The following is a 16,848-nucleotide window of genomic DNA, read 5'->3' on the forward strand; positions in this document are numbered from 1 at the left end:
CGGAAGCTACTTCTTCCGGCCGAACTTCGGCAGGTTGGCCAGCAGATCGGCGGCCTTGGTGGCAGCACGCCCCACGGTGCGGCCGATCTGTTGCGGCACTGTGTCGTCGCTGAGTGGCGCTGAGGTTCCGCCCGGAATGACGACGGCGGGGCTCAGCTCTGCGCCTTCGCGCTCCAGCACGGCGGCCAGGGCGTCGTCGGCCGGTACGGATGGAGCAGCAGCGGGTGCGCTGCGGGTGTCTGCTGCGCTGTCTGCCTCGGGGGCGGCGGCGGATGTAGCGGCGGCGGGTGAGCCGGCGACGGGTGAGGAAGCGACGTCGGCTGCCGGGCCGACGTCGAACGTTTCCAGCCAGCTCGCGATACCTTCAAGGGGTTTGCGGTTCAGCGCGTAATAGCGCTTCTGGCCCTGCGCCCGCATGCTGACAAGCTGGGCTTCTCGCAGGACTTTGAGGTGTTTGGAGATGGTGGGCTGGCTTGCCGCCAGTTCTTCCACCAGTTCCCCTACCGCCTTGTCCCCCGCGCGAAGGGATACCAAAATATCGCGCCGGGTTGCTTCCGCAATGACGGCAAATACGTCGTCTGTCACCATGCCTCCCACCCTAGCGACATATACGCCGCAAGGCATCAACTATTTCGCTGTCAGACCGGAACTGATCGGTATCGGCGGACGGGGAATTCAGTCGAACCAGGGATCCAGCCCGTGCAGCGGGAAGACTGCCTTCCGGGTGGCCATGACTGTCCGGTCCACGGCGTCGTTCGGATCGAACCCGACTTCCCAGGACCGCCACCAGAGTTCGACGTCGTCGCCCATCAGGCGGGGTGCGTCCCGGCCGAATTTCGCCAGCACATAGGCTCGCCATTCCTCAGGGACCTCAGTCCGCAGCGGGACCGGCCGGCCGGAGGCGATGGCGATCAGGTGGCTCCACGAGCGCGGGACGACGTCGGTCACGCTGTACCCGCCGCCGCCGGTGGCGATCCAGCGGCCCTCACAATGCCGGGTGGCAAGGTTTCCAATGGCCGAGGCTGCTTCACGCTGGCCGTCCACGCTGATCTGCAGGTGGGCCAGCGGGTCATGGCGGTGCGAGTCGCAGCCGTGCTGGCTGACAATCACCGCCGGCTCAAACGCTCCAATGAGCTGCGGCACCACCGCGTGGAAGGCCCGCAGCCAGCCGGCGTCCCCTGTGCCTGAAGGCAGAGCCACGTTCACGGCCGTACCCTCGGCCGCCGGACCGCCGATCTCGTTCGCGAAGCCGGTCCCGGGGAAAAGCGTGAGCCCTGATTCATGGATGGAGATGGTCAGCACCCGGGGGTCATCCCAGAAGATGCTTTGCGTTCCGTCCCCGTGGTGGGCGTCGATGTCGATATATGCCACCCGGGGGACGCCGCCGTCCAGCAGCTTTTGGATGGCCAGTGCGGAGTCGTTGTAGATGCAGAACCCGCTGGCCCGCTCGCGGGCGGCATGGTGCAGGCCGCCGCCGAAGTTCACGGCGTGAAGGGCTGTGCCGTCCAGGATGGCCATGGCTGCAAGCAGTGATCCTCCGGCCAGCCTTGCGGCGGCTTCGTGCATGCCGGCGAACGCGGGGTCATCATCGGTGCCCAGGCCGCGGGCTTCATCGGGCCTCGCCGGATCTTCGCTGACCCGGTGGACGGCTGCGACGAACTCAGGAGAGTGCACGGACTCCAGTTCGGCGTCCGAGGCTACCTCCGGAGCCGCCACGGTAACGTGGCCCAGGTCGAACAAGCCCAGGCTCACGGCCAGGCGCGCGGTGAGGTCCATCCGTTCGGGCGCCATGGGGTGGCCTGGGCCGAAGTTGTAGGCGGTCATGGCAGAATTCCACACCACCGTCGTCGGAGGTGCGGGCTGGCTGAGACCGGGCAGATATGTCATCAATCACAGGCTACCCGGTCCTGCCGCCGCGCAGGCCCGGCCATTACGCGGGCATTAGTGGTTTACTACTGGAGGAAACAGTTTCAACCGAGGAAAAGCCACCCATGTCCCAACGCCAGTCGAGGCCCCGGAACCCGGCCCCCTGGCATCCCACGGCACCGGAGCGCGAAGGCCTGTGGATGTTCGCGCGGCTGCGCGACTTTATCGACGACATTGCCAACACCTCGCCGGCCCGGCTCGCCCTGACAGTCTTCGCTGCGGTGTGCCTGGTTTTCACGTTCATCCTCTCGCTGCCCGTCTCCTCCGCCGCGAACACTGCCACCCCGCTGCACCAGGCAATGTTCACGGCGGTCTCCGCCGTGTGTGTCACCGGCCTGACGGTGGTTTCGACGGCGGTGCACTGGTCATTCTTCGGCCAACTGGTCATCCTGATTGGCATCTTCGTGGGCGGCCTGGGAACCCTGACGCTCGCCTCCCTGCTGGCCCTGATGGTCAGCAAACGGCTTGGCGTCCGCGGCAAGCTCATTGCCCAGGAAGCCATGAACAACGCCGGCCGTCTGGGCGAGGTGGGTACGCTTCTGCGGATCGTCATCACCACCTCAGTGGTGATCGAAGGCGTCCTGGCGCTGGCGCTGATCCCCCGCTTCATGACGCTGGGCGAACCGTTCTGGCAGTCGGTATGGCACGGCATTTTCTACGCGATCTCGTCCTTTAACAACGCAGGCTTTACGCCGCATTCAGACGGGATCGTGCCCTACGAGACCGATCTGTGGATCCTGGTTCCGCTGATGCTGGGCGTCTTCCTGGGCAGCCTGGGCTTCCCCGTGGTCATGGTCCTGCAGCAAAACGGGCTCAACTGGAACAAATGGAACCTGCACACCAAACTGACCATCCAGGTGTCCTTCATCCTGCTGTTCGCCGGAACGTTCCTCTGGGGGCTCATGGAGTGGGACAACTCCCGCACCATCGGCCACATGGACCTGGGCGACAAAATCACCCACTCACTGTTTGCCTCCGTCATGACCAGGTCCGGCGGCTTCAACCTTGTGGACCAGAACCACATGGAATCCACCACCATGCTGCTCACTGACGCGCTGATGTTCGCCGGCGGCGGCTCTGCGTCCACTGCCGGCGGCATCAAGGTCACCACGATTGCCGTGATGTTCCTTGCGATCGTTGCCGAGGCCCGCGGCGACGCCGACGTCAAGGTCTACGGCCGCACCATCCCCCAGGGCGCAATGCGGGTGGCCATTTCCGTGATTGTGGCCGGCGCAACGCTGGTTTCCGTCTCCGCGTTCCTGCTCCTGCAGATCAGCGGCGCGTCCCTGGACCGGGTGCTCTTCGAAACCATTTCCGCCTTTGCCACGGTGGGGCTGAGCACGAATCTCAGCGCCGAGCTGCCGCCGTCGGGCGTTTACGTCCTTACTGCCCTGATGTTCGCCGGCCGCGTGGGCACCGTGACCCTTGCCGCGGGCCTTGCCCTGCGCCAGCGCAGCCAGCTGTACCACTACCCGGAAGAGAGGCCCATCATTGGCTAATTCCCCAGGCGCCCCCAACCGCCCCGCCCACAACGCGCCGGTGCTGGTGATCGGGCTGGGCCGCTTCGGCTCTTCCACGGCCGAGCAGTTGGTCAAGCAGGGCCGCGAGGTGCTGGCGATCGAACGCGACCGCACGCTGGTGCAGAAATGGGCACCGCTCCTGACCCACGTGGTGGAGGCGGATGCCACCAACATCGATGCCCTGCGTCAGCTCGGCGCCCAGGAGTTCACTTCGGCGGTGGTGGGCGTTGGAACGTCCATCGAATCCTCCGTGCTGATCACCGTGAACCTGGTGGATCTGGGCATCGAGCACCTGTGGGTCAAGGCCATCACGCCCTCGCACGGCAAGATCCTCACCCGGATCGGCGCCAACCACGTGATTTACCCCGAGGCCGACGCCGGCGTCCGCGCCGCGCATTTGGTGTCCGGGCGGATGCTGGACTTCATCGAGTTCGACGACGACTTCGCCATCGTGAAGATGTACCCGCCGCGCGAAACGGTGGGCTTCACCCTGGATGAGTCAAAGGTCCGGTCCAAGTACGGCGTCACCATTGTGGGCGTCAAGTCCCCGGGCGAGGACTTCACCTATGCGCGCCCCGAAACCAAAGTGTCCGCGCGCGACATGCTGATCGTGTCCGGCCACGTTGACCTGCTGGAACGGTTCGCCGCCCGGCCGTAATCCCCAACCGCAGCCTGGCCTCGCAAGCTCGGCCGGGGAACCCTGCGGTGGTGGGTCCTGGTCAGCCCAGTTGTTTGGTGATCTCCGCTGCGCGCTCTGTTGCCGCGCGGGCGCCGGCGGCGATGATGGCCGGAAGGCCCTGCTCGTTGAACGTTGCGATGGCGGCTTCCGTGGTGCCCTTCGGGCTGGTCACAGCTATGCGCAGGGCTGAGGGATCGGCGCCAGGCTCAGCCAGCATCAGGCCTGCGCCGGCGACTGTCTCGCGGGCCAGGAGCACCGACAGCTTGGGATCCAGGCCCAGCTCCACACCGGCCGCGGCCATGGCCTCGGCGAGGTAGAACGCATAGGCCGGGCCCGAGCCGCTGATGGCCGAGACCGCGTCAACCTGTTCCTCAGGCACCTCCACCACGGTTCCGGCGCCGCGGAAGACGTCCTTGGCCTGCTGGAGCTGCTCGGGGGTGCAGTTGGTTCCAGGCGAGACGGAGATGACTCCGCGGCCCAGCTTGGCGGGCGTGTTGGGCATGCTCCGGATCACCGGCTGACCGGCCGGGAGGGCAGCTTCCAGCTGGGCCAGGGTGACCGCCGCGGCGACGCTGACGACGATGGTCTTTGGGGACAGTGAACTGCTGATTTCCCGGGCGAGCTCCTGGATGCCTACCGGCTTGACGCCCAGAATCACGACGGCGGAGCCCTTGGCGGCCTGCTTGTTGTTGTCCGGCTCCTCCTCCCCCGCGATGGCGGTGATGCCGTGATGCCGTACGGCCAGCTCCTCCGCGCGCTCCGCCCGCCTGACGGTGGCCACGATGTCTGCGGGGTCGGTTCCGGCCTTGATGAGTCCGGAAAGGATGGCTTCGTTCATGGATCCACAGCCCAGGAAGGCGATTCGGTTGCTCATGGGTCCATCATTGCAGTTCGCCTTGGGCTCTCGAAACCGGATCCATCCAGCGGGAACCCGGCAAAACGCATTCACAGGTGGCTCCCATGTTGGCCGCAGCTTATACACAACTTGGCGGCCTAACGTAGTTATTACCTCATTGAGGGTGCGAGTGATGCGGCAAGCATGGGGATGTTTGCCCGAGGCACCGGTGGTTGGCAGCAGGTTTTCCCCCATTTTCCTGCTGGCGATGCCGGTGCTTTCGCGTTTAACAGGCGGACCGCACCACGGGCGCGCCTGAGCCGGCGGACTGAGCCGCGTGGGGTCCGCTGCCCAGACAGCTCAGGCGGGCGCGGCCCCGATGGCCTGCCGCTCCGGTTCGGCCTGCGGGCTACCGCTCAGCGGACCCGCGAAAACCAGCTGGTCGAGCCGGCGCAGGATCAGCCCTTCGCGCAGCGCCCACGGGCAGATCTTGATTTTCTTGAACTGGAACATCTCCAAGGCTGCTTCCGCCACCAAGGCCCCGGCGAGCACTTGATGTGCACGGGCTTCGGAAACTCCCGGCAGATACAGCCGGTCCTCGGACTTCATGGCAGAGATGCGCTGCGCCCAAACACCCAGATCCGTGCCGTCCAGCGCCCGCTTCACGTAGGGGCCGGACGCGCTGGGGGCTGCCCCGGCGATTCTGGCGAGGGACCGGAAGGTCTTGGACGTCCCGGCAACCACGTTCGCCCGCCCCAGGCCGTCGAACTGCCTTACCGCGGGAGCCAGTGTGGCCCGGATATAGCGCCGGAGTTCCTTGACGCTCTTGGCCGACGGCGGGTCCTCGGCAAGCCAGTCCCGGGTCAGCCTGCTGGCGCCCAGCGGGACAGAGGTGGCCACCTCGGGCAGTTCGTCCTGGCCGAACGCCATTTCGAAGGAGCCACCCCCGATGTCCAGGTTCAGGATGGGACCTGCGCCCCAGCCGTACCAGCGGCGCACGGCGAAGAAGGTCATGGATGCTTCTTCGCTGCCGGTCAGTTCCTGGAGGGTGACAGTGGTCTCGTGCTTGACCCGTGCCAGCACAGCCGGACCATTGGTGGCCTCGCGGATGGCCGAGGTGCAGAAGGCCAGCAAGTCGTCGGCCTTGTGCTTGGCGGCGAACTCCCAGGCTTCCAGGACAAATTCGATCAGCTCATGCTGCCCCTCGTCGGTGATGTTGCCATCGGCGTCGAGGTACTGGACCAGGGAGAGCGGCCGCTTGTGGGACGCGAAGGGTACCGGGCGCGCGCCAGGGTGGGCATCCACCAGGAGGAGGTGGACAGTATTGGACCCGATATCGAGGACGCCTAGCCGCATCCTGCCATTATTCCCCGCTGCGGCCTGTCAAACCCAAACCAGCCCGCAGATATCAGTTGGCGGAGGGGTCTCCGGGGGCGCCGTCGGGCGTTTCGTCGGCACGCTTGAAGTCGCGCTTGATGTTGGCAACGCCCTCGGGGTTGATCTCGAAGCCAAACGCGGCCCCGGGGTTGATCACCATACCCAGCTCGTCGCCGATGTTGGCGATGATGGCCGCGCCCTGGGTGCCCAGGACGTTCGGAGCCGCCTCCAGGTACTGCTCGTCCACCCGGCTGGGATGGGAGAACACGGCAAGGACAGGATCACCGTCGGCGTTCGCCAGCACGAGGGGCTCCACCTGGGAGTCCTCCCCCTCGATGCCGTCGGTGCTGATGACGTAGACCTCGCTATTGAGGAAGGACAGGATGACGTCCACCGGGCTGGCATCGGGCTGGCCGCCCTGGGCCAGCTTCTCTTCGAGGTCGTTCAGCGGCGTGGTATCGGCTGTGGCGGGCTGTTCAGTCATACCTCTACTCGACCACGTTGTGCCCGGCACCGCAATTCCGGGGACTGCCATCCCGGGCCTGAGTTACTTCTTGGCTGCAGCCTTTTTCTTCGCCGGCGCCTTGCGGGCCGTCGTGGTGCGCTTGACCGGGCCCTTGGCGCGCTTCTCGGCGAGGAGTTCAACGGCCTGATCCCGGGTCAGTTCCTCCAGCGAGGTGGCGCGTGGCACGGTGATGTTGGTGATGCCATCAGTGATGTAAGGACCGAAGCGGCCTTCCTTCACCACAATGTTCTTCTCGGATACCGGGTCAGGACCGAACTCGGCCAGCGGCGGCACTGCGGCGCGGGCACCACGCTGCTTGGGCTGGGAGTAGATCTCCAGTGCCTGTTCCAGCGTAATGGTGAAGATTTCCTCTTCCGAGCCGATCGAGCGGGAGTCCGTGCCCTTCTTCAGGTACGGGCCGAACCGGCCGTTCTGTACCGTGATGAGGTTGCCTTCGGCGTCCTCGCCCAAAGCCCGCGGAAGGCTCATGAGCTGCAACGCCTCATCCAGGGTGACCGAGTCTACGGTCATGGACGCGAACAGCGATCCGGTGCGCGGCTTGGCCTTGACGGGCTTCTTCGGCGGCTTGGGCTTGCCGTTCTTGTAATACTCAACCGGCTGGTTGGCGATCTGCTCCTCGGTCATCTCCGGGATGACTTCGGTGACATAGGCGCCGTAGCGGCCGTTCTTTGCGACGACGGTGTGGCCGGTGTGCGGATCGGCGCCCAGGACGCGTTCTTCGGGTGCAGCCGTTTCCATCAGCTCGATGGCCTTCGCCGCCGTCAGCTCATCCGGAGCCAGGTCCTCGGGCACGTTGGCACGCGAGTTTTCAACGATTTCGCCCGTTTTCGGATCCACCACAGCGGCGGAGCTTTCCAGGTACGGGCCAAACTTGCCCACCCGCAGCGTGATCTCATCCGTGATGGGAATGGAGTTGATTTCCCGGGCATCGATATCGCCCAGGTTGTTGACGATGCTCAGCAGCCCGGGATCGGCGTCTTCACCGAAGTAGAAGTGCTTGAGCCAGGCAGAGCCCACGGCCTGGCCGTTGGCGATCTTGTCCAGGTCACCTTCCATGTCCGCGGTGAACTCATAGTCAACGTAGTCGTGGAAGTGCTGCTCGAGCAGGCGGATCACGGAGAACGCGATCCAGCTCGGCACCAGCGCGGAACCCTGTTTCCGGACGTAACCGCGGTCCTGGATGGTGGAGATGGTGGAGGCGTACGTGGAGGGGCGGCCGATGCCCTTCTTCTCCAGCTCGGCGGTGAGCGAAGCTTCCGTGAAGCGCGGCGGCGGAGACGTCTCGTGGCCCACGGCAACAATGTCCGACGCCGTCAGGGCATCATTCTTGGCAACGTTCGGCAGCCGGCGGGCTTCTTCGGAGTCGTCGTCGCCGCGGCTCTCGTCCTTGCCTTCTTCGTAGGCGGCAAGGAAGCCGGGGAACGTGATGACGGTACCGGAAGCCGAGAATTCAGCGTCGCGGCCGTCCGTGGCCACGGCACCCAGGCGGATGGTGGCGGTGGAGCCCTTGGCGTCGCCCATCTGGGAGGCGACGGTTCGCTTCCAGATCAGCTCGTACAGGCGGAACTCATCGCCGGAGAGCTGCTTGGCAACCTGGGCGGGGGTGCGGAACGAGTCACCGGCGGGGCGGATGGCCTCGTGGGCTTCCTGCGCGTTCGCGGCCTTGCTGGAGTACACGCGGGGGGACGCGGGGATGTACTCGGGGCCGTACAGCTCGGAGGCCTGGCGGCGGGCTGCCTTGACGGCCTCGTCGCTCAGCGCCGAGGAGTCGGTACGCATATAGGTGATGTAGCCGTTTTCGTACAGCCGCTGGGCCACCTGCATGGTGCTCTTCGAGGAGAAGCGGAGCTTGCGCCCGGCCTCCTGCTGGAGCGTGGAGGTGGTGAACGGCGCGGCGGGACGGCGGGTGTAGGGCTTGGTGTCCACGGACCGGACGCGGAAGTCCGCATCCTGGAGGCCAGCGGCCAGCGAGGTGGCGAGTTCCTCGTTCAGGTGGACGGCGTTGCGGGCGGTGAGTACGCCGTCGTCGTTGAAGTCACGGCCGCTGGCAACCTTGGAGCCGTCAACAGAAGCGAGCTTCGCCTTGAAGGATCCGGACCCGGCGCCGAACTGGCCCGTCAGGTCCCAGTAGGAGGCAGCCTTGAAGGCCATGCGTTCGCGTTCGCGGTCCACCACCATGCGGGTGACCACGGACTGGACTCGGCCGGCGGACAGGCCGCGGGCAACCTTGCGCCACAGGACCGGGGAGATTTCGTAGCCGTAGAGGCGGTCCAGTACGCGGCGGGTTTCCTGGGCATCGACCAAAGCCGAATCAACATCGCGCAGGTTGCCCATGGCGCGCTGGATGGCTTCCTTGGTGATTTCGCCGAACGTCATCCGGTAGACCGGGACCTTGGGCTTGAGTACTTCCAGCAGGTGCCACGCGATGGCCTCGCCCTCGCGGTCCCCATCGGTTGCGAGATAAAGTTCGTCGGCGTCCTTGAGCGCGGCCTTGAGCTCAGTCACCTTTTTCTTTTTATCGGCGGAGACCACGTAGTACGGCTTGAAGTCGTTATCGATGTCGACGGCGAACTTGCCCACCGAGGTTTTCTTCAGTTCTGCGGGGAGCTCGGACGGCTGCGGCAGATCCCGGATGTGACCAATGGAGGCCTCGACGATGAAGCCCTCGCCGAGGTACTTGGCGATGGTCTTGCTCTTGGCCGGAGACTCCACAATCACGAGTTTCTTGCCTGTTTTGGCCTTGCTTGGCACGGTGCTCCTACAGAAAAAGGTTGCTGGGGCAGATGAGCCCATATTGGCCTAGTTCACCATATTTTGGTCAATAGTGCGTATTCATGTGGAAAACGTCCGGGTCATTTGGACCGTCCCAACGCCGCGATTACGGCCTTTCCGCGGCCCCAATCCGGCTACTCCGAAAACTCCGCCGGCAGCAGGAAACCATCGCGGACCAGGTTGGCAACTTCGGTGAGCAACCCGCTCCGGAACGCCTCGGCGTCGAACCCTTCCTCCCCTGCCAGGCTCCCGCCCAGCAGCGCTTCCAGGGCTCCGATGATCTGCCCCACTGACAGATCGCCGTCGCACGCGGAGACAAAACCGGCCAGCTCCGTGCTGAGCAGATTCGTGCGGCGCAGCCCGGCGCCCTGGCGCAGCAGAATCACACCCGGGTGCTCGGCGCCGGGGCGCTGATGGCGCTCCTCCGTGACGTCGTCAGCCACGAGCAGGTGCGCGTCCGCCAGGCTGTTGGCGGCCAGCCAATCGGAACGTTCGACGGCGGCGCCCAGGTGAGGCCCGATGGGCTGCTCGATGGGGTACGTGATTTCCTCGTAGCGGCTGATGAGTTCCGTGTTGGGACCGGAACCCGGCGGCCGGCGCAGCCAGACCATCCCGAAACCGATTCCGGCCACGTTCCGGGACGCGAAATCGGCCAGATACGCAGCGTAGGCATCCTTGTAATGCTGGCGGTCGCGGGATTCGGAGGCGTCCTGCAGCCACGTTTCGGCATACTGCTCCGGCCCCACCTGCTCGCGCTGGATGAACCAGGCGTCCGTGTCCGCACTGGCCCAGCTGTGCGGCCGTTCAGGCCAGGCCGCGCCCGCCGGGACCTCCCAGTTGCCCAATAACTGGGCTGTTCCGCCCGGGGCCAGGACCGACGGAAGGTCCCGGACCAGCGAGGACACAATCTCATCGCCGGGCAGGCCGCCGTCCCGGTACGTGAACTGCCCGGATGCTTCCTCGCCGAGGGTCCGCGGCGTGATCACGAACGGCGGGTTGGAGACCACCAGCTCAAACTCCTCGCCGGCCACGGGGTCCAGCAGCGACCCCAGCCGCAGGCTCACCCGGTCCTCCAGGCGCGCAGGGTCAAGATGCAGGGCCTCAGCATTGAGCAGCAGGTTGAAGCGGGTGAAGGCCAGCGCCCGCGCGGAGATGTCCGTGGCGGTGACGTGCTCGGCGTGGTGCAGCAGGTGGAAGGACTGGATGCCGCAGCCCGTCCCCAGGTCAAGCGCCTTGCTCACGTGCCGGCGGACCGTGGTCTGAACCAGGGTGGTGGACGCCTGCCCGATGCCCAGCACGTGATCGTGCCGCAGGACGCCGGCCTGCTGGTGGGCGGCGAGATCGCTCGCCACCCAGAGTTCGGCGCCCCCGCTGCCGTCCTCGTTGGCGTCCCAGCCATAGGGCCGAAGATCCGCCCTGGCCTGGAACAGGTCCTGCCCCGAAGAGTCCGGCCCCGAGGGGTCACCAAGCGCAGGGCCGGGCACGGGCTCCACCAGCCCCAGCGCCACCAGACCGTCGGCACCGATCGCCGGCAGGGCGGCGTCGAGCGTGGCCCGCGCCTGCGGTTCAGCCAGGAGCCAGAGACGGACGACGGCGGCGAGCGCCGCGGCGGCAGGGTCACCGCCCGCAGGGTCACCACCGGCAGGGTCACCGCCTGCACGTGCCCCGTCGAGAGCCCTTTCGGTGGCCAGCAGCGCCGGGATGAGCTGGTCCCGGTTCAACGCAAGGTAGGCCGATTCCCCAAGGAGCCCCGCCACGCCGTCGAGCGTGTATTCCACCCGCCGCAGGTCCGCGGCGAGCGCTGCAAGCAGGTCCGGGAGATCACTCCGGGGAGCATCAGGGGTGTTGCCGGCCAGGAAAAGCGTGGAGTCAGTCACCGGTCAAGTCTATTGGCGGCTGCCCCACGCCCCAGGCTGCTACAGGTTCCGCTCCGCGTAGGCCTTCAGCGCATCCCGGACGAAGGCCGCCCCTTCGGCGCCGCCGTAATTCCTGGCGAAGCGGGGATCAGCCACATACATTTCGCCGAGCCCGGCGACGTACTCCTTCACATGGGACTCGCCCCCTGAAGCTCCGGCTGCGCCGGCAGAGTCCACCGCGTCCGCTGCGTCCGCCGTCGGGGTCCCCGGGATGCCCGTGAGCCACTCGACGTGCCGCTTCGCGATGGCCTGCGCCTCGGCACTGTCCGGGGCAATTCCCCCCGTAGCGGCGGCGATCCAGTCCGCGCCCAGCTTCTGCGAGCGCTGCTTCCACGCGGCCTTCTCATCCGCGCTCATCCCCCGCCACCACGAGTCGCCGCGTGCGTAGGCGTCCTTGCCCCAGCGCTCCTCCACTTCGTCCTTGTACTGCGTGTGGTCGAAACCGTTGAACATGTCCTCTGCCATGATTTCGCCACCTCCTTTCACTGCTTCGATGGTTTGCGTGACCGACGCGATCTGGCGCGCCAGCCTGTCCTGTTCCTGCGTGAGCCATTCCAGGTGGACGGCGAGGGCCTTGGCGGCGTCCGTTTGGTCGTCGAGCACCTGGCTGATCACCGGCAGGCCCAGCCCCAGGCCGCGCAGCAGGAGGATGCGTTGGAGCTGCACCAGCGCCGCCTGGTTGTAGTAGCGGTAGCCGTTGTGGCCGGTACGGCTGGGCTTGAGCAGGCCGATCCCGTCATAGTGCCGCAGCGTCCTGCTGGTGGTGCCGGCGATCCGGGCGATCTCCTGGATGGACCAGTCCATGCGCTCCTCCTTTCCTGGGTCTGTTGCGCGGGGCCTGTTCCGCGGGGTCAGTTCCGCGGAGCCTGTTCCGCGGGGTCAGTTCCGCCCGGGCCGATACCTCCACGATAGATCTTGACGTAGCGTCAACGTCAAGCGCTTCAGCCTGAGCCCGGCTCCAAGCTTTCCCACGCACCCTGCCGCCCCGGCGTACTATGGACCCATGCAAATCCAGCAGCGATTTATCAGCCCTCGGCCGCTTTCCGGCCGCACGGGCTTCCCATCGCGCGCCTGACTGGAGCTGCCGGGGTCCGTCCGGCTCAGCGGTTGAGGGTGATTTCCCCCTCCCGAACCTGATGCACCTAAGGACCCCTGACATGAAGACTTACCTTTCGCTGACCCAACTCAACACCGCCCTTTCCCTGCGGGACCTGTCCGATCCCGACGCCGGCCCGCACGCCATGGAGCTGCTCCTTGCCGATGTGGTGGCCGGCCTGGAACGCCTGTGGGGCGTGCAGTCGCTGACCCACCGGCTCAACCCGCTGGTGGCCACCGCAGACAATTACGACCGGCTGGGATACTCGCCTGACGACGTCACCAGGGATTCGCGCTATTCACGCCATGTGAGCCCCACCGTGATGCTCCGCAGCCACACCTCCGCCGGCATTCCCGCCTTGCTGGATTCGCTCCGCGGCGAGCTGGGCCACTACGACCGGCTGCACGTGCTGCCGGGCCTGGTGTACCGCCGCGATGCGATCGACCGCACCCATGTGGGCGCCCCGCACCAGGTGGATCTCTGGCGGCTGAAGGCACGGGGGCTGCTGGGGCCTTCAGACCTGGACGCGATGATGGCTGCCGTAGTGGAGGCGGTTTTGCCCCCGGCCGAGCACCCGGACGTACAGTGGCGCTCAACCCCGGCCCGGCACAGCTACACGGCCGCGGGACGGCAGCTGGACGTCCTGGTAACGCAACCGGACGGCCGGCGCGAATGGCTGGAGCTGGCCGAGTGCGGGCTCGTGGCCGCCGGCGTCCTGCGCGGCTCGGGCCTTGATCCCAGGCGGTGGGCGGGCCTGGCCCTCGGGATGGGGCTGGACCGGGCGCTGATGCTGAGGAAGGGGATCTCGGACATCCGCCTGCTCCGCTCGGGGCATCCGGACGTCCAGTCGCAGATGCTGGACCTGTCGCCGTACCGTCCCGTCTCCGCCATGCCGGAGATCCGGCGCGACCTCTCCCTGGTGCTGGACGCGGAGGCCGATGCCGACGTCGAACTCCTCGGAGACCTGGCCCGCACTGCCTTGGGGGCAGACGCGGACGTCCTGGCGGCTCTGGAGGTGAAAGCAGTGACGCCGACGGCGGAGCTGCCGCCGGCCGCCGTCGAGCGCCTCCGGATGCGGGCCGGGCAGGTGAACGTGCTGCTGCGGCTGGTGCTTCAGCCGCTGGACCGGACGCTGACGGACCAGGAGGCCAACGCGCTGCGGGACAGGGTGTATCTCGCGCTGCACCGGGGCGAGGTGCCGGAGCTGATTGCCGGGTGAGGGCCGGGCGGGAAGTCGCGGGTAGGTTGGAGGCATGGCTTTCCGTTCTCCTTTCCGGCCACGTGCCCTCTCCGTGGCGGCGGCCGCCGCTGCCCTGCTGGCCGTCTCCGGTTGCAGCGCCCAGGTCTCCGTGGAGAACGCGGAGGTGCCGTCCTGGAAAGCCACCGCGCTGCCGCCGGCCAGCGGCACGGTGGCCGAGGACGCCGGAAAGCTCCTCAACGCCCAGCCCGTGGACCGGACGGCGGAGGTACCGGCGGGCAGCTACACGCTAACCCTCGTCTGCGAAGGCGGCGGCAAGGCCTTCCTCGCGGTCCGGTCTTCAGGCAAGGAACTGGCCGACCTCGGCGCTGCCTGCTACGGAACCCGCGAATCCAAGAAGATCACCCTGACCGAAAGCGGCCCCCTGGAGTTCAGCGCCTCCAGCCTGGACGCACCCCTCATCTACGCCTACCGCTTGGTGGCGGCAGGCTGATCCCCGTACTCCCCTCCTTTCAGCACGGGGCCGGCAGCTCTGTTTTGGCGCCCGAAACGGGCCTACAGTCGGAGTATGCCCGCCATGCCGGGGGCGCCTCCGCGCCATCATGCGAAAGCCCGTCCGGGGTTCCTCCCGCCCCGGAAGCTTCACCCGCGCACGCGGGTTCGGTCCGCCGTCGTACGCTGGACAACGGGAGCCCTGTTGGCCGCCGCGGCGCTCACTGGATGTGAATACACGTACGACGACGGCTGGCGGCCCGCCCAGGACATCACGCCGGCCCCTGTTGTCACCCGGGCCGCACCGTCTTCCGAATATTGGCGGCGGGATCCGGTAGGTGAGGCTGGGCTGAACGCCTGGTTGGAGAGGTCCCAGATGGGGGCCAGCCCGGAGGCCGCGCACCGGGGCTATGGGCTGCTGCAGGCGCAGGAAGTCCACAACGGGACCACCGCTTCGCTGCCGGCCGGGACCTATGCCATGGCCTTGCTCTGCCGGAGTCAGCGGCGCGTGAGCTTCACGGTCCGCACCGACGCCATCACCGTGGTGGATCTCAGCCTGCGCTGCGGGGCAGTGCGGGAAGAGGTGGTGTACCTCTCGGCGGAGTCGGCGCTGACTTTCCGGGTGGAAGCACGCTCAGCGGCAAACTTCGCGTACCGGATCAGCCGGCTCTGAGGCCCCCGGGATACCCATGCCGCTCAGGCTGGCTTAGTCTCCCAGGCCGCTCACGCCAGCCCAGCCTCTCGGCCGGTTAGGCCGCGCAGCCTTCGGGGCAGCGCAGTGTCTCGGGGCTGGACGCGCAGTCGGCGCAATAAAGCGTCAGGGTCCGGCAGCTGAGGTTGGAGCAGTTCTCGAACTTGCTGGTGGGCGCGGAGCAGCGGACACACTGGCCGATGGTTTTGGCGTCCTCGCTGAATTCCAGGTGCATGCGCTTGTCGAAGACGTAGAGGGAGCCCTCCCACAGGCCCTGGTCCTTGAAGGTCTCGCCGTAGCGGACGATCCCGCCGTCCAGCTGGTACACCTGCTTGAAGCCGCGGTTGACCATCAGGCTGGAGAGCACCTCGCAGCGGATCCCGCCGGTGCAGTAGGTGACTACAGGCTTGTCTTTGAGGGCGTCGTACTTGCCGGAGTCGAGTTCCTTGATGAAATCGTGCGTGGTGGCGACATCCGGGACGATCGCGTCCTTGAACTTGCCGATCTGGGCTTCGAAGGCGTTACGGCCGTCGAAGAACACCACGTCTTCGCCGGCCTGTTTCCGGGCATCCACGAGTTCGTGCAGTTCCTCGGGCTTGAGGTGGGTGCCGCCGCCCACCACGCCGTTCCCGTCGACTTTCAGTTCGCCGGGGGCGCCGAAGGAGACGATCTCGTCCCGGACCTTCACGCTCAGCCGCGGGAAGTCCTCTGCGCCGCCGTCGGACCACTTCGCGTCGATGCCGTGGAAGCCCTTATATTCACGGGTGGTTTTGACGTACTGCTTGACCGCACTGAGCTCTCCGCCAACCGTGGCGTTGATGCCGTCCTTGGAGATCAGGATGCGCCCGGTCAGCCCCAGTTTTTCGCAGAGGGCGCGCTGCCAGAGCCGCACCGCATCCGGGTCAGCGATGGGGGTAAAGCCGTAAAAAAGCACAATTCGGTTCAAAGCCACGTATTTAAGGGTACTGGCTTTGCCGTTCATGTTCCGCGGGCATCCGGCCAGTCTTGCCGGGTCACGATTGCATAAGCAAGTCAGATCGGCCCACAGAACCCCTGTTGCTTGTGACGGGGCTGGAATACCCTCATCACATGAGTCCGGACGCCTTGGTTGGAAACATCACGAACCTTCTTGAAGTCTGGGTAGCGGGTTGGGCAGGTTGCCGCGGCTACCAAACCTCAGTTGAAGGCCGCTTCCCCGCAGTCCTGCGGGCCGACACCACCGGGGAATGGGAATACTTCGCCCACGACCCCTCCGACGCCGAGTTCGCAGCCCTGGCCGCGAAGACCGCTGAAGCCCCCACCCGGGTGCTGACCATCCTCACCAACGACGTCCTGCGGTACACCCAGCTGGCCGAAAAACACACGCTGAATATCACCTCCGCGTCGCAGGCCATGATGATCGTCGACATGGAAACCCAGGACACTGAAGATCCTTGGCTTTCGGACGACGACCTCCAACTGGTGACCTCGGAACTGGATGGCGTCCACCATGCTGTGGTCCGCTCCGGCGATACCGTGGCCGCCAGCGGGAGGGTGTTTGTGGTGGACGGCACGGCGGTGTTCGACAAGATCGTTACCGAACCCGCCTTCCAACGCCGGGGCCTGGGCAGCTTCATCATGAAAGCGCTGGCAGCCCAGGCAATCGGACCGGATGTGGAGAACGGCCTGCTGCTGGCCTCCATTGACGGTCAGAAACTGTATTCGCACCTCGGCTGGTCAACCGTCTGCCGGGTCCTGATGCTGTCACTCTCGGACGAGGGCACTGACCTCTCCGTGGGCTGAATCCCTGACCGAGGTTCCTAAAGTGCGGGCTGGCTGAC

Annotated in this window: 15 protein-coding genes; 6 read left to right on the top strand and 9 right to left on the bottom strand. The window is 66.3% G+C overall.

The window, feature by feature from the left end; all coding sequences use genetic code 11:
• Window positions 1–6 precede the first annotated feature (6 nt).
• Entirely contained in the window at window positions 7–588 is a 582-nt protein-coding gene (locus ACP7AX_RS11280; RefSeq protein WP_131684484.1) for a metalloregulator ArsR/SmtB family transcription factor, read from the bottom strand.
• Window positions 589–675: 87 nt separating this feature from the next.
• The gene (locus tag ACP7AX_RS11285; protein WP_426226550.1) at window positions 676–1,887 is read right to left on the bottom strand and encodes an acetoin utilization protein AcuC; all 1,212 of its coding nucleotides are present in this window, start codon (window positions 1,885–1,887) and stop codon (window positions 676–678) included.
• Window positions 1,888–1,991: 104 nt separating this feature from the next.
• Here ACP7AX_RS11285 and ACP7AX_RS11290 point away from each other — a divergent pair, with 104 nt between their 5' ends.
• Entirely contained in the window at window positions 1,992–3,425 is a 1,434-nt protein-coding gene (locus ACP7AX_RS11290) for a TrkH family potassium uptake protein (RefSeq protein ID WP_426226551.1), read from the top strand.
• 40 nt (window positions 3,426–3,465) lie between these two features.
• Window positions 3,466–4,104 (top strand): potassium channel family protein, encoded by a 639-nt coding sequence (locus tag ACP7AX_RS11295; RefSeq protein ID WP_426226676.1) that lies wholly within the window; start codon window positions 3,466–3,468, stop codon window positions 4,102–4,104.
• Between the two features lie 61 nt (window positions 4,105–4,165).
• On the opposite strand, the gene proC is transcribed toward ACP7AX_RS11295, so the two are convergent.
• From proC to ACP7AX_RS11325, 6 genes are all read right to left on the bottom strand, one after another.
• Window positions 4,166–4,999, bottom strand: coding sequence for a pyrroline-5-carboxylate reductase (gene proC, locus ACP7AX_RS11300; RefSeq protein ID WP_426226552.1), 834 nt, complete (start codon window positions 4,997–4,999; stop codon window positions 4,166–4,168).
• Window positions 5,000–5,320: 321 nt separating this feature from the next.
• The gene (locus ACP7AX_RS11305; RefSeq protein WP_131684479.1) at window positions 5,321–6,316 is read right to left on the bottom strand and encodes a Ppx/GppA family phosphatase; all 996 of its coding nucleotides are present in this window, start codon (window positions 6,314–6,316) and stop codon (window positions 5,321–5,323) included.
• Between the two features lie 52 nt (window positions 6,317–6,368).
• A complete protein-coding gene (locus tag ACP7AX_RS11310) occupies window positions 6,369–6,821 on the bottom strand; it encodes an SseB family protein (RefSeq protein ID WP_426226553.1) in 453 nt (150 codons plus the stop codon).
• A 63-nt stretch (window positions 6,822–6,884) separates the two neighbouring features.
• A complete protein-coding gene (topA, locus tag ACP7AX_RS11315) occupies window positions 6,885–9,614 on the bottom strand; it encodes a type I DNA topoisomerase (protein ID WP_426226554.1) in 2,730 nt (909 codons plus the stop codon).
• Window positions 9,615–9,769: 155 nt separating this feature from the next.
• Window positions 9,770–11,512 (bottom strand): DUF7059 domain-containing protein, encoded by a 1,743-nt coding sequence (locus ACP7AX_RS11320; RefSeq protein ID WP_426226555.1) that lies wholly within the window; start codon window positions 11,510–11,512, stop codon window positions 9,770–9,772.
• A 39-nt stretch (window positions 11,513–11,551) separates the two neighbouring features.
• Window positions 11,552–12,355, bottom strand: coding sequence for a MerR family transcriptional regulator (locus ACP7AX_RS11325; RefSeq protein ID WP_426226556.1), 804 nt, complete (start codon window positions 12,353–12,355; stop codon window positions 11,552–11,554).
• A gap of 353 nt (window positions 12,356–12,708) precedes the next feature.
• On the opposite strand from ACP7AX_RS11325, the gene ACP7AX_RS11330 reads away from it, so the two are divergent.
• The 3 genes from ACP7AX_RS11330 (at window position 12,709) to ACP7AX_RS11340 (ending at window position 15,010) form a co-directional block, all read left to right on the top strand.
• On the top strand, window positions 12,709–13,866 hold the full coding sequence (locus ACP7AX_RS11330) for a hypothetical protein (RefSeq protein ID WP_426226557.1): 1,158 nt from the start codon (window positions 12,709–12,711) through the stop codon (window positions 13,864–13,866).
• Between the two features lie 34 nt (window positions 13,867–13,900).
• Entirely contained in the window at window positions 13,901–14,338 is a 438-nt protein-coding gene (locus ACP7AX_RS11335; protein ID WP_426226558.1) for a hypothetical protein, read from the top strand.
• A gap of 75 nt (window positions 14,339–14,413) precedes the next feature.
• A complete protein-coding gene (locus ACP7AX_RS11340; RefSeq protein WP_426226559.1) occupies window positions 14,414–15,010 on the top strand; it encodes a hypothetical protein in 597 nt (198 codons plus the stop codon).
• A gap of 76 nt (window positions 15,011–15,086) precedes the next feature.
• On the opposite strand, the gene ACP7AX_RS11345 is transcribed toward ACP7AX_RS11340, so the two are convergent.
• Window positions 15,087–15,980, bottom strand: a complete 894-nt coding sequence (locus tag ACP7AX_RS11345) for a rhodanese-related sulfurtransferase (protein WP_426226560.1) — start codon at window positions 15,978–15,980, stop codon at window positions 15,087–15,089.
• Between the two features lie 137 nt (window positions 15,981–16,117).
• Here ACP7AX_RS11345 and ACP7AX_RS11350 point away from each other — a divergent pair, with 137 nt between their 5' ends.
• Entirely contained in the window at window positions 16,118–16,810 is a 693-nt protein-coding gene (locus ACP7AX_RS11350; RefSeq protein ID WP_131684471.1) for a GNAT family N-acetyltransferase, read from the top strand.
• Window positions 16,811–16,848: the final 38 nt, after the last annotated feature.

The organism is Pseudarthrobacter sp. DSP2-3-2b1 (assembly GCF_049895945.1).
In the GTDB taxonomy this organism is placed as follows: domain Bacteria; phylum Actinomycetota; class Actinomycetes; order Actinomycetales; family Micrococcaceae; genus Arthrobacter.

Excerpts from the sequence above, each read along its gene's own strand:
- proC (WP_426226552.1), bottom strand. The coding sequence starts at position 4,999 with ATGAGCAACCGAATCGCCTTCCTGGGCTGTGGATCCATGAACGAAGCC.
- ACP7AX_RS11350 (WP_131684471.1), top strand. The coding sequence starts at position 16,118 with ATGAGTCCGGACGCCTTGGTTGGAAACATCACGAACCTTCTTGAAGTC.
- ACP7AX_RS11325 (WP_426226556.1), bottom strand. The coding sequence starts at position 12,355 with ATGGACTGGTCCATCCAGGAGATCGCCCGGATCGCCGGCACCACCAGC.
- ACP7AX_RS11330 (WP_426226557.1), top strand. The coding sequence starts at position 12,709 with ATGAAGACTTACCTTTCGCTGACCCAACTCAACACCGCCCTTTCCCTG.
- ACP7AX_RS11335 (WP_426226558.1), top strand. The coding sequence starts at position 13,901 with ATGGCTTTCCGTTCTCCTTTCCGGCCACGTGCCCTCTCCGTGGCGGCG.
- ACP7AX_RS11310 (WP_426226553.1), bottom strand. The coding sequence starts at position 6,821 with ATGACTGAACAGCCCGCCACAGCCGATACCACGCCGCTGAACGACCTC.
- ACP7AX_RS11340 (WP_426226559.1), top strand. The coding sequence starts at position 14,414 with ATGCCCGCCATGCCGGGGGCGCCTCCGCGCCATCATGCGAAAGCCCGT.
- ACP7AX_RS11285 (WP_426226550.1), bottom strand. The coding sequence starts at position 1,887 with ATGACATATCTGCCCGGTCTCAGCCAGCCCGCACCTCCGACGACGGTG.
- ACP7AX_RS11280 (WP_131684484.1), bottom strand. The coding sequence starts at position 588 with ATGGTGACAGACGACGTATTTGCCGTCATTGCGGAAGCAACCCGGCGC.
- ACP7AX_RS11305 (WP_131684479.1), bottom strand. The coding sequence starts at position 6,316 with ATGCGGCTAGGCGTCCTCGATATCGGGTCCAATACTGTCCACCTCCTC.
- ACP7AX_RS11290 (WP_426226551.1), top strand. The coding sequence starts at position 1,992 with ATGTCCCAACGCCAGTCGAGGCCCCGGAACCCGGCCCCCTGGCATCCC.